General features: G+C 68.8%; 13 protein-coding genes. 7 read left to right on the forward strand and 6 right to left on the reverse strand.

All coding sequences use genetic code 11. From position 1 onward, the window contains the following. The first annotated feature begins 74 nt into the window (after positions 1–74). On the forward strand, positions 75–1,115 hold the full coding sequence (locus AB0D34_RS44110) for an NAD(P)-dependent alcohol dehydrogenase (protein ID WP_362673090.1): 1,041 nt from the start codon (positions 75–77) through the stop codon (positions 1,113–1,115). 45 nt (positions 1,116–1,160) lie between these two features. Here AB0D34_RS44110 and AB0D34_RS44115 read toward each other — a convergent pair whose 3' ends face one another. The 3 genes from AB0D34_RS44115 to AB0D34_RS44125 form a co-directional block, all read right to left on the reverse strand. After that, complete coding sequence (locus AB0D34_RS44115; protein WP_362673093.1) at positions 1,161–2,237, reverse strand: iron ABC transporter permease; 1,077 nt, start codon at positions 2,235–2,237, stop codon at positions 1,161–1,163. Between the two features lie 125 nt (positions 2,238–2,362). Continuing rightward, entirely contained in the window at positions 2,363–3,355 is a 993-nt protein-coding gene (locus AB0D34_RS44120; protein WP_362673095.1) for an iron ABC transporter permease, read from the reverse strand. Beyond that, positions 3,352–4,392, reverse strand: coding sequence for an iron-siderophore ABC transporter substrate-binding protein (locus AB0D34_RS44125; RefSeq protein ID WP_362673098.1), 1,041 nt, complete (start codon positions 4,390–4,392; stop codon positions 3,352–3,354). Before AB0D34_RS44125 ends, AB0D34_RS44120 begins: the two co-directional genes overlap by 4 nt. 117 nt (positions 4,393–4,509) lie before the next feature. On the opposite strand from AB0D34_RS44125, the gene AB0D34_RS44130 reads away from it, so the two are divergent. Then, entirely contained in the window at positions 4,510–4,893 is a 384-nt protein-coding gene (locus AB0D34_RS44130) for a VOC family protein (protein WP_362673100.1), read from the forward strand. An 87-nt stretch (positions 4,894–4,980) separates the two neighbouring features. Here AB0D34_RS44130 and AB0D34_RS44135 read toward each other — a convergent pair whose 3' ends face one another. Both AB0D34_RS44135 and AB0D34_RS44140 read right to left on the reverse strand, forming a co-directional pair. Beyond that, on the reverse strand, positions 4,981–5,394 hold the full coding sequence (locus AB0D34_RS44135; RefSeq protein WP_362673102.1) for a hypothetical protein: 414 nt from the start codon (positions 5,392–5,394) through the stop codon (positions 4,981–4,983). Between the two features lie 343 nt (positions 5,395–5,737). Further along, a complete protein-coding gene (locus AB0D34_RS44140; RefSeq protein ID WP_362673104.1) occupies positions 5,738–6,160 on the reverse strand; it encodes a helix-turn-helix domain-containing protein in 423 nt (140 codons plus the stop codon). Between the two features lie 27 nt (positions 6,161–6,187). On the opposite strand from AB0D34_RS44140, the gene AB0D34_RS44145 reads away from it, so the two are divergent. From AB0D34_RS44145 to AB0D34_RS44155, 3 genes are all read left to right on the forward strand, one after another. Continuing rightward, a complete protein-coding gene (locus tag AB0D34_RS44145; protein ID WP_362673107.1) occupies positions 6,188–6,892 on the forward strand; it encodes an NAD(P)-binding domain-containing protein in 705 nt (234 codons plus the stop codon). A gap of 232 nt (positions 6,893–7,124) precedes the next feature. Next, complete coding sequence (locus AB0D34_RS44150) at positions 7,125–7,730, forward strand: hypothetical protein (protein WP_362673109.1); 606 nt, start codon at positions 7,125–7,127, stop codon at positions 7,728–7,730. A gap of 622 nt (positions 7,731–8,352) precedes the next feature. Further along, on the forward strand, positions 8,353–8,976 hold the full coding sequence (locus AB0D34_RS44155; protein ID WP_362673111.1) for a hypothetical protein: 624 nt from the start codon (positions 8,353–8,355) through the stop codon (positions 8,974–8,976). Between the two features lie 68 nt (positions 8,977–9,044). On the opposite strand, the gene AB0D34_RS44160 is transcribed toward AB0D34_RS44155, so the two are convergent. Then, positions 9,045–9,758: a hypothetical protein gene (locus tag AB0D34_RS44160; protein WP_362673113.1), complete on the reverse strand. Its 714-nt coding sequence runs from the start codon at positions 9,756–9,758 to the stop codon at positions 9,045–9,047. A gap of 395 nt (positions 9,759–10,153) precedes the next feature. Between AB0D34_RS44160 and AB0D34_RS44165 the strand changes: the two genes are divergently transcribed. Continuing rightward, entirely contained in the window at positions 10,154–10,399 is a 246-nt protein-coding gene (locus AB0D34_RS44165; protein WP_362673116.1) for a hypothetical protein, read from the forward strand. Between the two features lie 42 nt (positions 10,400–10,441). Then, complete coding sequence (locus AB0D34_RS44170; protein WP_362673119.1) at positions 10,442–12,979, forward strand: hypothetical protein; 2,538 nt, start codon at positions 10,442–10,444, stop codon at positions 12,977–12,979. Positions 12,980–13,604 lie beyond the last annotated feature (625 nt).

Genomic DNA, 13,604 nt, shown 5'->3' on the forward strand with positions numbered 1-13,604 from the left:
CTGGTGATCGTGCCCGGACGGATGGACAGACAGAAGGCAGCCGGGCACGGACCCCCGCTAGGAGAACAACCGGCATGACCACTGTCGCCGCATACGCCGCACCCGCCGCCAAGGCACCCCTGGAGCGCACCACCATCGAGCGCCGTGCGGTCCGCGAGCACGACGTGCTGATCGACATCAAGTTCGCGGGCATCTGCCACTCCGACATCCACCAGGCCCGTGAGGGCTGGGGCGAGGCCATCTTCCCGATGGTCCCGGGCCACGAGATCGCGGGCATCGTCTCCGAGGTCGGCCCCGGTGTCACCAAGTACAAGGTCGGCGACCGCGTGGGCGTCGGCTGCATGGTCGACTCCTGCCGTGAGTGCGACAACTGCAAGGCCGGCCTGGAGCAGCACTGCACCAACGGCAACGTCGGCACGTACAACGCCGTCGGCAAGGACGGCGAGCCCACCTACGGCGGCTACTCCGAGAAGGTTGTCGTCGACGAGAACTTCGTCGTCCGCATCCCCGAGGGCCTGGCCCTCGACGAGGCCGCGCCGCTGCTGTGCGCCGGCATCACCACCTACTCCCCGCTCAAGCGCTGGGGCGCCGCCCCCGGCAAGAAGGTCGCCGTGATCGGCCTGGGCGGTCTCGGCCACATGGGCGTCAAGATCGCGCACGCGCTGGGCGCCGAGGTCACCGTCCTGTCCCAGTCCCTGCGCAAGAAGGACGACGGCCTCAAGCTGGGCGCCGACCACTACTACGCCACCAGCGACGAGACCACCTTCAAGGAGCTGGCCGGCTCCTTCGACCTCATCCTCTCCACGGTCTCGGCGCCGCTCGACTTCGGCGCCTACCTGAGCCTGCTCAAGGCGAACGGCGCCCTGGTGAACGTCGGCGCCCCCGAGGAGCCGATCGCCCTGAACCTCTTCTCCCTCATCGGCGGCAGCAAGACCCTCGCCGGTTCGGCGATCGGCGGCATCGCCGAGACCCAGGAGATGCTGGACTTCTGCGCCGAGCACGGCATCGGCGCCGAGATCGAGCTGATCGCCGCCTCCGAGATCAACGACGCGTACGAGCGCGTGGTCAACAGCGATGTGCGGTACCGGTTCGTGATCGACACGGCGACGATCTGACGGTTCTTGTGTACAAGAAGGGCCCCGGTCTCGCGCCGGGGCCCTTTACCGTACGGCCGTCCGCCGCCCCAGCAGCCACAGCAGATACGGCCCCCCGACCAGCGAGGTCAGCGCGCCGACCGGGATCTCCAGGGGCGGCAGGAGTGTCCGCGCGACGAGATCGGCGGCGACCAGCACGAGCGCGCCCGTCAGCGCCGAGCACAGCAGCGGCAGCTGAGGTGTCCGGGTCAGCCGCCTGGCCAGCTGCGGCGAGGTCAGCGCGACGAACCCGATCGGCCCCGCCGCCCCGGTGGCGGTGGCGGCGAGCACGACCCCGAGCACGGTCAGCCCGAGCCGCACCCGGTCCACCCGTACGCCCAGCGCGGCGGCCGTGTCCGGATCCAGCCCGATCGGCCGCGCCGCCCTGCCCGCCCACACCAGCGCGGGCAGACACAGCAGGAGTACGACACCGAGGGGGCCCGCCTGCTCCCAGCCCCGCCCGTTGAGGCTCCCGGTGAGCCACAGCTTGACCTGCTCGGCGGCCTCGAGCTCGGAGTCGGTGAGATACAGCTGGACCACGGCGGACAGGGCGACCCCGATCCCCACCCCTACCAGCACGAACCGGCCGGCCTGCATACCCCGACGCCAGGCCAGCGCGTACACGAGCGCGGCGGCGCCGAGCCCGCCCACGACGGACACGGCCGGCATCGCGCCGGGCGAGGAGACGGTCCCGGTGGCGAGCGCGATCACCGTCGCGGCGGCGGCCCCGTGCCCGACGCCGATGACGTCAGGGCTGGCGAGCGGATTCCGCGTGACGGTCTGGACGAGCGCCCCGGACAGCCCGAGCGCGGCCCCGACGAGAGCACCGAACACGATCCGGGGGACGCGCAGTTCGTTGACGACGAGGTCGTAGGGGCCGGTTCCGGTGCGGACGGTGTGCCAGACCTCGGCGGGGGAGATGTAGGTCTGGCCGAGGGAGGCGGAGGCGGCCATGGCGGTGAGGAGCAGGACAAGGAGAACGCAGGCGACGGCGAGGGATCTCCGGTGGACGAGGAGGGAGAGGCGGGGGTGGGGCCGGAGGACGGTGGTCGTTCGGCCGCGCCCGTGGGTGGGTGCGGTGGAAGTCGGCGTGACTGTCCCCACCCAGGGGCGCGGGGCTGTGTCGACTTGCCGCTTCGCGGCGGGGCGCGACCGGCCACGACGCTCCCGCAGTCGCGAGATCACCTGCCGAGGCACACCGGTAGGCGCCGCCCCACGCCGCTCTGCCTTCACGAAACAGCCCCTCGACGCCGTACAAGAAAGACCAGCACCGGCACCCCCACCAACGCCGTCATCACCCCCGCCGGCACCTCCGCAGGAGCCCGCACCACCCGCCCCAGCACATCCGCCCCCACCAGCAACGCGGCCCCCAGCACCGCGGACAACGGCAGCACCCCCCGATGCCCGCCCGCCACGAGTCGCCGCGCCAGATGCGGCACCGCGAGCCCCACGAACGCGATCGGCCCCGCCGCGGCCACCGCCGCCGCGGTCAGCAGCGCGGCTCCCAGCGCCGCGGCCCCCCGCACCAGCGAAACCCGGTGCCCCAGCGCCCGAGCCGTCTCGTCCCCGAGCGCCAACGCGTCCAGCCCCCGGGCACAGGCGAGCACGAGCAGCGCCCCGGCGACAAGAAACGGCAGCATGCGTACGACGGTCCCGGCGTCGCGTCCGCTCAAGGACCCCACCTGCCAGAACCGGAACTGATCCAGCGTGGCGGAACTCGACGTCAACACCACGGTCGTCCCGCCGGCGGTCATCGCCGACAACGCCGTCCCCGCGAGCGCGAGCTTCACCGGCGACGCCCCGTCCCGTCCGCGCGCGGCGATGGCGTACACGAGACAGGCCGCGAGCACGGCGCCGGCGAAGGCGTACCAGACATACCCGGAGAACCCGTTCGCGAGCCCGAGGCCGATGGCGAGCACGACTCCCGCCGCCGCTCCCTGGCTCAGCCCGAGGATCCCCGGGTCGGCGAGCGGATTGCGCGTCACGGCCTGGAGCGCGGCCCCCGCGACCCCGAGGGCGGCCCCGGCGGTGAGCCCGATCTCGGTCCGCGGCAGGCGCAGGGACCGTACGACGAGCGCGTCCGGGGACGGGGAGGCGCCCCCGTGCAGCAGGGCGTCCACGACGGCGGACAAGGGCACCGGCCGCGTTCCGACGGCGAGGCTGAGCACCCCGGCCGCGGTCACCGCGAGGAGCGCCGCCGGCCAGGCGAGACGACGTATCACTTGCCGAGGTTCTCGGCGAGCTCCGAGATCACCAGACGCGCGGCGGACGGGCCGGCGTTGAGGTACCAGGGGTCGTCGTCGACCTTCACGGCCTGTCCGGCCTGCACCGCCTTCATCGACTTCCACAGCGGCCCGGCGACGACGCTCGCCGCGTCCGTCTTCGACGCGTCCCCCTGCACGGAGTAGAAGATCCAGTCCCCGTCGGCGGTGTCGATGCTCTCCGCGCCGATGTCCTCCGAAATGGCCTTGAACTGCTGGGACTTGGGACGTGCGAGCCCCATGTCGACGGCGATGGACCCGGTGAAGGAGGACACCCCGAACATGCGCGTGCGGTCGGGCGTGAAGCGGACCATGGAGACGCTCGGGCCGCCCTCGACCGCCGCGCCCTGCTTCTCGGCGTCGGCGACGATGCCGTCCAGCATCGCCCGCGCCGCCCGCCCCTTGCCGAGCGCGTCGCCGACGAGCAGCAGGTCGCGCTTCCAGTTGATGCCGTTGCCGGCGGTGATCACGGTGGGCGCGATCTTCGACAGCTTGGGGTAGAGGTCGCCGAGGGAGTCGTTGGCGAGGATGAGGTCGGGCTCGGCCGCGGCGAGAGTCTCCAGGTTGGGGGCCTGGCGGGTGCCCGCGTCGGTCATGGCGGCGAGCCGCTTCCTGTCCGCCGGGAAGGCCTCCGCGAGGTAGTCGGGCACGAGCCCGGCGTTGTCGGCGCGCGTGGTGGCCGTGGGCACGACCCCGAGGGACAGCAGGTCGTCGAGCTGCCCGGTGCTGAGCACGGCGATCTTCTTCGGCTCGGCGCTGATCGTGGTCTCGCCCTTGAAGTGCGTGACCGTCCGCGGGAAGGCCCCGTCGGTGTCCTGGTCGGAGCCCATGCCGTCGGCGAGGGCGCTGGGTGCGGCGGAGGGGCCCTCGGTGGCGCCCTTGACCGGGTTGCGTTCGGCTTGCTCGGTCGTCCCGCCGGTGCCCGACGACGAGCAGCCGGCGAGCAGCCCTCCCACGACGATCGAGGCCAGGACGGCTCGGACTGCTGCTGTACGCACGACTACTCCGGATGGTGCTGGTTTGCTGGGCCACTGGTCCGCTGGCCCAATGGTTTGTTAAGGCAAGGCTTACCTTAACCGGCGGCGGAGTATGGTCGGGAGGAGGAGGCCTCCACGATGACCGTTCAGCTGAACCACACCATCGTCGCCGCACACGACAAGCACGCCTCGGCCCGTTTCCTGGCCGACATCCTGGGCCTGGAAGTCAGCCCGCAGTACGGCCCCTTCGTCCCCGTCGGGATCCCCAACGGCGTGACCCTCGACTACCTGGACACCACCGGCGAGATCACGCCCCAGCACTACGCGTTCCTCGTCTCCGAGGACGACTTCGACACGATCTTCGCCCGCGTCCAGGCGGCGGGACTGACGTACTGGGCGGATCCCTTCCACCACCGCCCCGGCGAGATCAACCACAACGACGGCGGCCGGGGCGCGTATTTCGACGACCCGAACGGGCACCGACTGGAGATACTGACGCGGCCGTACGGGAGTGGGGGCTGACGGCGTCAGCGGGCCGTGTTGTCGCTGATGGAGACGACCCATTCGTCCGGGTTGCGAGCGAGCGAACGGTAGGGTCGGCGACCGTCGTCAGGGCGCATAGCAGGCGGCGTAGAAGCCCGAGTGGCCTTCGACGGAGAAGCCCTCGAAGTCGCCGGCCGATTCGCACTGGAGCAGTCGTCGCAGTGCCGCTTCAGCTTCGGGCAGGCGAAGGCTCGACAGGTATGCCTTGGTCGTGGCCAGGCCGCTGCCGCACAGCAACTGGATACCGATTGAGCAAGCCGCGTCCATGCTGGCGGACTTCGCCTTCCAGATCAGGAGCACGTCTTCCAGATTCCCGGCGTTGTACAGCTGCACGCAGCACAACTTCATCAGCTCCGTGTCACCGTCTCCCTGCGCACGCTTCTCCAGCCGGGTCTGTACGGTGAGCAGACCTCGTACCTCGTCGAGGTGCGCCCCGACGGGGTGCAGGCCGTAGCGGTCCAGGCTCTCGTCTTCGTCCATCGCCATACCTTTCAGTGGGGTTGTGCGCCTCCGCCGAGGGCCGCCCGGGTACGGACATTTACGGTGGGACCGAGTTCCGCCATCCCCACGTCGGCACCGACTACGACCACGGCGAACCATGGGTGACCGCCGGATCTGTGGCCGCTGTACGACGACGGCGCGAGCTGGGTCAGCCGGGCCGAACTCGCCTCCATCGATCCCGCGACCAGATCGGCGGACTTCGCCGGCCCGTGCGTGGCCGACGGCGACCCTGTCCACCGTGGGCGTACCGCCTGCCGAGCCGGCCGTCCGCTTCGGTGACGAGGGCGTCCGCCGCATCGTGAACGCGGCTTGATGGCCCACCTCAAGCCTCGCTCACAGACCCCTTGCGCTCACTGTTCTCCTGGGCTTCAAGAAGTTCGTCACCGTGCTCGATCGCCCAGCGTCCAAGCGCCTTCATGGGGCCCTCGACCAGGCTCTGCCCCAAGCCGGTCAGGGCGTAGTCGACGCGTGGCGGCGCCTCGGCATGGACGTGGCGCTGGATCAGTCCGCTCGCGAGCAGACGGTGCAAGGAGTCGGTCAGAACCTTGTCGCTGATGCCGCCAATCATGGCGCGCAACTCACGACGTCGGTACGGTCCCAAGCGAAGCGCCGCCAGTACAACGGGATCCCAGGTATGGGCGAAGAGATCGGTGGCCGCGCGCAAACGGCAATCGGCGACCAACTCATAGCAGTGGGCGTCGTAATCAGTCATCTCGCCGTCCATCATCGCGCGCCGGTCACGCACTGATCGGTGCGTAACGCGTTCCCTACCGTGACCACCCGACCGACCACTACGGGAGAGGCACGGATGATGCGCATCGGGATCCTGGGAACCGGGACATTGGCGGCGGCCCTGGGTAGGGGCTGGGCACGTGCGGGACATGAGGTGGCGATCGGCGGACGGTCGCAGGCCAAGGCGGAGAGGCTTGCTGAGCGGCTGGACCACAAAGTGCTCGCTGTCGCACCGCGTGAGGCGGTCACCGGGCGCGATGCGGTGCTCCTCGCCGTGTCCTGGGACGGTGTCGAGGAGATGCTGGGAATGGTGGGCGCATCCGACGGCGGGCTCGAAGGGATGCCGTTGATCGATCCCACGAACGCCGTGACGCATGGCGTCGGCACCCTGCTCACCGAACACGGCGAGGCGATGGCGGAGCGGATCGCCGGACTTGCTCCGGGAGCCCGGGTCGTGAAGGCGTTCCATCTCTTTCCCGCTGACCAGTGGACGAGCGGGCCCAGTGGTGGCCAGTCCCGTGTGACAGTGGCGATGTGCGGCGACGATGCGACCGCCCTGCATGTCGTCGGTGAACTGGTCCGTGACGTCGGTGGAGTCCCGGCGACTCTGGGGACGCTGGATCGCGTCCGCCAGTTGGAAGAGGTGGCGGGTTTCGTCATCGGCTTGGCCTTCGCAGGCTTCGACCCCGGCTCCGCCGTCCCTCACGTCCCCTCGAACGACAGGCGCGCCGGCTCAGAGGGGTAGGCGTGTCTCTCGCACTCGCACGCTCGCACTGACGAACTACTGTGCTACTCAATGCGTTGAGCCGGGCGAAGGGCTCGCGTTCCAGGATCAAACGGGTGGAGAAACAGTGGTTCGCCAATCAGGTGTCGGCGTTACGGTTGCCATGCTCATGACTTCGTTGGCGCTCGCCGGATGCGGAACCGGGCAGGGCTCTCGGACAGATGCCGCATCGGAGCCGACAGGGACGCCCGGTGTGCAGGACAAGCCGTTGAGCAAGACGGACCTGGAGCGGGCGACGATCACAGGCGCAGATCTCGGCGGCTACGAAGTGGAGCGGGCCCTCGCTGCCACCTTCGCGTCCCGCAAGACGGCGGACCCTGCAGAATGCGCGCCTGTCATGGAGGCGGTGGGCGGCAGCAGTGGTTTCGCTGCCACCGCGCGCATCGCCCGGAGCGTTTTTTCGAAGGAGCACGGCCCCGGTGCGCACATGACCCTTTCGTCGCACAGCCCAGGAGATGCCGAGCAGGTGATTGACGCGTTGCGGACGGCCGCCGAGCGGTGCAAGACCTTCAAGGACATCCTGGCGGACTTCGACTACGACGCGGTCCAACTCCGACCCGATCCTGGCTACGGCGATGAATCCGTGTCCCTCCGGCTCACACAGCTGGCGTCGTTCGAGGGCGAGGAGCCGGTCCGGGTGCCCTATGCGGTGGTGGCTGTCCGACAAGGGGCCACGGTCGCCGTGTTCACCAGCTTCAACCGCCCCAAGGGGCCGAATGACAAGGACCCGGCCGACGTACCGAACGCGATCATCAAGGCTCAGCTGAACAAGCTCAGCAAGCCGGCGGCTGCCAAGTGACGAGGACGGTTTGCGTATGGGCTCCATGACGTCTGCCCATTCCGAACGGGCAGACGGCGTCGGGGCGGGTGAGGACGGCGTAGGCCTCGTGGGGGCGTTCAACTGACCGCACAGAGCCTGCCGTCCTATCGGTGTGGCTCCCACCAAGGGGGGAGTCCCGCCATCGACCCTGATCTCTTGGCGGCCTGGTGGAGGGAACGCCATCCGCCGGACCCTCCCGCCGCTCACACGTTTCGCACCAGGTGCGCGGATCGCTGGGATCGCTGGGTGCGCTGGGTGCGCTGGGTGCGCTTCCACAGCCTTCCCGACTCGAAGCGCTACCCGGAGTCCGAGGCCGACCGGGCCCGAGGGCTACCCGACGCCACGACAGACACTGCATCCTGACGGCATCCGCTGGTGGACGGAGTCGGAAAGCACGACCCCCGACCCCGACCCGGAGTTCCACACTCACACACGTCTGACCGCCGTCCGGCGCCGGTGGAACCGCGGCTGCCTCGACGGGCTGTTTCGAGCCGTGGCGGACGAGGCGCTGGCCGAAGTCTTGGTCGCGGACACGGACCAACACCAAGACTGGCTTTCCAGCGATCCAGCCGGCCTCTGAGGACAGTTAGGGTTCGCCACCATGGGTACGGACATCCACGGTGGGATCGAGTTCCGCCATCCCCACGTCGGCACCGACTACTACGACGGCGAACCATGGGTGACCGCCATGGATCTGTGGCCGCTGTACGACGAGACCGACTACGCGGCCTTCGGCCTCCTTTTCGGAGTCCGCAACTACGTGGGCTTCCGGCCGCTCGCAGCCGGTCGTGGCCTTCCCGCCGACCTGTCGAGCGCCCTGTGCGCAGAGCTGGGCTCATGGGTTTCCCAGGGCGAGATGGACGGCGCGAGCTGGATCAGCTGGGCCGAACTCGCCTCCATCGATCCCGCGACCAGGCCCGCGGACTTCGTCGGCCGAGTGACCTGGCACAAGAAGTCGCAGCCGGCGACACAACGGCGCCAACTCGTATCTCAGCCGTGGCCGACGGCGATCCTGTCCACCGTGGGCGTACCGCCTGCCGACTCGGACAGCGCTTCAGAACGCGTCGAGTGGACCACTGACGACTTGGTCTGTGCCTACGAACCACTGACCATCGGCAGTGTCCTGGGACCGACGACACGCTGGCCACACGTCTTCGCCGTGATGAAGGCCCTGGCCGCCCGCTTCGGCGACGACGGCGTCCGCCTGGTCATGGCGTTCGACTGAGGGCGCGCTGCCCCACACCCGTGCTCAGGGTCTGTGAACGCGGCATGATGACCCGTGTCAAGGCACGCTCACAGACCCTTCAGCCCGTCACCAACGCCTCCGCGCAGCCCCCAGTCGTCGAGGCCGGAGTAGATCAACGCGGTGCGGCACGCAGGGGCGGAGAAGCACTCGGCCTCTCCCGCGTACACGGCTACCAGGGAGTCGGTTCCTCGCCACCATGTGTCCGTCATCCCCATGACCTCCTCCACCGGCTCGAACGAGTCGAGAGCGACGGCGTCGGCCTCATCCCCGGTGACCCTGGTGACCTGCCGTGCCCACATCGACGCATGATGGGCCAGCGCGAGAGACTCCACCCACCCCTCGACGGTTCGGTGCAGCGGCGTCCAGCGCATGCCGTACACGCCAAACTCGCCGCCGGGTCCGATCATGAACGAGTAGGGGACGGCGGTCCGGTCGGTTCCCGCGGGGAACAGCCACCCTTCCTCCGCCGACCCCTCCGGAAGGTCGGAGTCCAGATACTTCGGCCCACCGTCGTAGTGCGGAGCGGGAGGCAGGACGAGACCTCCCCAGCGCTCCTGATACTCCGTCACGCGGTCGATCTGCACCGACGGGACTCCGAGCGCAAGCCACTGCTCCCGGAGCCGGCCCACCGGCGGCACATCGATCCTGACGCCGTGCGCGACGACGAACCGCCGTGCTCGCCGCGTCAGCCCCTCGGTCACATCGTTGGTGAGACGGCACTCCAAGAACCCGTTGGCAGGGGTGGTCAGCTCGGTGCCCATTCTTCGGCGCCTCGTTTCGTGATGCGCGGGACTGCCGTCGCTGTAGACGCTCGGCGGGCACGAAGACTCCTCGGTCCGGGCTCTGCGTGTTCAGACGGAGGCTGACTGCTCATGGCACGGGCGTCGATTTCACGCCACTCTCTCCTCTGCTCCTCGGGGCTCCCACCCTTCGGTCCATCCGGCGGCGAACGCGAGGCAGGCGCAAGCTGTGGCACATTCGACGATTCGCCATGCGGTGCCCCACGGGAACCGTGTGAGGTCTGGGAAGTGTGAGAGCGATGCACGAGGCCAAAAGAAATCGCTGATCTGCCGGGAAGAAGTGAGAGACCTTGTCCCGGTTTCCCTGCGGCTGGATGCTCTCGGAACGGTTTTTTCCTGGATCTCGGGGAGAGGGCATGGAAAGGGACATCGAAGAACTGGACGGCAAGGTCCATGAAATCGTGCGCGTCATCACAACGATCCGGGACGAGGATCTCTGGCAGACGCTCCGGGAATCCTGGCGGCGACCGGGCTGGACCACACCCGCGGAATCGCTCCTCGTGGCGGGTCAACTCGATTCCCTGAAAGAAGCCCTGGAGCTTGTACGGCTACAGCAGGAGAGGTTGATCGACGGCTGTCGTGCTGTCGGTGAGAAGAACTGATCAGGCTGCTCAAGCCGCCAAGAACCATCCCCGGGGGTAGTCATGAACATCGCTCTGTATGTCCGGGAGACGCTCGATCTCTCCGATGCGACTCAGCAGCGCCTCCTGCGATTCGCCCGCACCAAAGGGCTGGTGACGGGAGGCACCCTGGTCATCGCGGTACGGACGCTCACCGCGACACCCGGGTACGTGTTCGACCTCCGGGACCCGGCCGACCCCTCCTACCTGTTGAACCTGGTGCTTGTCGCGGATGACTGCACAGCTCCGGGGCTCACCGTCAACATGGCAGGTGCCTCCGCCGTCATGCCCGCCGAGGCCGGCCACTCCGGGCGTTCGGCCCAGGTCTTCGCACGTCTCTTGCGTCACGAGCTTACGGTCATTGCCGACGGCGGCACGGGTGGCGCCGGTCCCGACGGTACTCCCGGCGCGGACGAGATCGTCACCATCGAGATCGATGACCGAGGCAAGCCGCACCGCGAGTTCGAGCCTCCCACCGGCGGAGCGCCCGGGGGCTCGGGTGGCGCCGGGGGCCCGGGGGGCGTCGCGAGGGTGTTCTGGAGTTCGGGAGCCGCGGCACGGGTCACCGCCGCCGGTGGTGCCGGAGGGACGGCCGGCGAGGGCGGCCAAGGGGGGAAGGGGGCTCCCACGGCGCAGGGCCGGCCGCGTCCCGGAGCGCCTGATGGCCCTCTTGGCCAACCCGGCCCGACCGGCCTTGCGGGTACTGCCGTAGCGGAGGAGCTTCCCCCGGACAAACTCTGGTTGAAGGTCCGTGAGGAACGAAGCGATGACCTGGCCGCGGCGGCGATGCAATGGCTGCGCACCGCGGAGTTCCGCTTCCGCCAAGTGCGGGGACTGCCCACCTCTGCCGAGGCCGACACGATCCTCGGTCTGCTGGACCTGGTCATCGCGGCGGATCCGCTGCGCCTCGAAGCGGCCGCGCTCAAGGCCCAGTTCACCAACGGCGACAACTTTCTGGGTCTGCCCCGCAACCTCGATGTCGTCGCCGACTTCGAGCGCTTCCGAGCGCGCCTCGAATCGGACGGCTCGTGGATCGAGGGGCTGTTCGCAGACGTGAAGGCATTGCTCACGGCGACAGCCGGCACCGGTCTGACGGAGTCGCAACTGCAAGTGCAGCTGGCGACCCTGGACTTCACCGGCCGGGTCCTGGAGGCGGCACGCATCGACGCGCAGGACACCCTCACCGTAGCCACGGCCGAGCTGAAAGCCGCCGATGCCCGGTGGGCGGCCACACTCCAAGAGGTCAGAAACCGCAAGGCGGAGCTGGAAGAGCCGATCGACTGGGGCGGGATCGTCGTCGTGGGTCTGTTCGCTGTCGTGGGGCTGGTCGTCAGCGCGTACGTGGGCGAGCACGCGGGCAAGATCATCGGCTCGATTCCCGATCTGATGACACTCGGCAATGTCAACTTCAGCGGGTCCGACGACGAGACGAAGATCCTCAAGGACGCCGTCGTGGCCGGAGGGGAACTCTCGAAGATCCGAGCGCAGGGGCTCAAAGAGGCCGCCGGGCATCAGAAGGACGGGCAGATCGACATCGATGCGTGGGCGGGTGGCGCGGTGCCCGTACTGGTCAGCTTCGCGAAGTTCGTCAAGGACATCGACGAGGCCACCGGCGACCCCGAGCTCAAGCAGGTGGTGAAGGATCTCGCCCTGCGCCTGCAGGAGGCCCTCGCGGCAAAGGCCAAGGTCGCGTCGGCCCAACGACAGCTGCAGATCGCCGTCCTGCGGGCACAGGGACTGGAGCGGGAACGTACGGCCTACGCACAACTGCATTCCCAGGCGCGCTCCGATGTCACTCTTCTGCGAGAGACCGCGCTGTCGCTCCTGCATGTCGTGCGCCGATACGGCGACGCATTCCTCGAATGCCAGGTCCGTGCCGCACGGGCTGTGGAAATTTACACGCGGACGGACCAGTCGGCGGCTTTGCGCCTGGATCGCTGGCATGTGCACCCCGACATCGAACTCGACTTCGAGCAAAACCTTGTCGATGCGGTCGAGTTTCAGAGTCGCTTGCTCGCGACAAATACCGAACTGGCGGTTGTTTCCCTCACGAAAGTCTTCGACGCCTACGATCTTTCAGGGTTCAAGGGGGACGTCCACTACGTCACCATCGACGACCCGGGCGAGCTCGCGGCCTTCCGGCGGGATCTCGTCCTCTCCGTCGTGGTGGACAACGGCGACCTTGCGGGGGAGCGATGGGAGGCGAAGACCATGGCTGCCGCGGTGACCATCTCCGGGATAACGGCAGGAACACCTACCTTCCCCGTCGTGGTGACTCACGGCCCCCGATGCACCGAGCTCCTCAAAGACGGGACGGAAGTGACCCAGTACCTGCAGCCGCGGAGCACATTCGTGCAGGTAGCCGCCCAGAACGACACCGCTGCGGGCGCGGTGGCGATTCCCGCGAACAGCCGTCCCACCGATTTCTGGCGGCGCAGCATCGCCACGGAGTGGTCGTTGTCCATCGAGGCGGAGGTGGCACAGGCGCGCCAGGTCGATCTCACCGGTGTCACCAGGATCCAACTGGCCCTCGGCTACATCTCCAAGGCTCCGCAACCCTGAGGGGGAGGTCTGCCCCACGTCCAGGCGCGCTCGTCCTGGTGACGGCCGGATTCAAGGACAGGCGGATTCGACATTCAAGGACAGGCGGATTCGACGGACGACCGGTCGCGGCACCATAGCGGCGTCGGGCCCCGGTACCGCCAGGGCCCGGCCCCGTCGCTCCGCCGGTCTGGTCGTCGTCGTTCGTATGCGAGATGCGGCAGTAGATCGCTGCGGACTCCCCGGTCCAGTTGGACCGGTGCTTCTTCGCCCTCTGGGTACCGGCTGTCTGCCTGGCCCGGAGGGCTCGCCGTAACCGGGCGTCCGTCTGCTCGCTCGCGTCGTCTTCAGCCATGGGAAAAGGCTGTGAGCACTGCTTGATCCATGTCATCCGGTCCCGCTTCCACACCGCGGGGAAACTGTATGCCTGGTAGACGGTGATCGTGGATGCCGTGTGGGGGCGCGGACACGTTCGGCCAGGCCAGGCCAGGCCAGGCGAGAGCGACGGTCTCAGAGTGGGTGCGCCGTCGCTCCGGCGCGACTCCGCGGCCGGTCCGGCCGGGCCGGAATCGTCCGGAACTCCCGCGCGTTGAGGAGGGTGGGCGCAGGATGCCGATGGTGTGCGAGCAGAGTGGCCCGAGTGACC

The sequence above is a fragment of the Streptomyces sp. NPDC048420 genome, assembly GCF_040651535.1.
GTDB lineage: Bacteria > Actinomycetota > Actinomycetes > Streptomycetales > Streptomycetaceae > Streptomyces.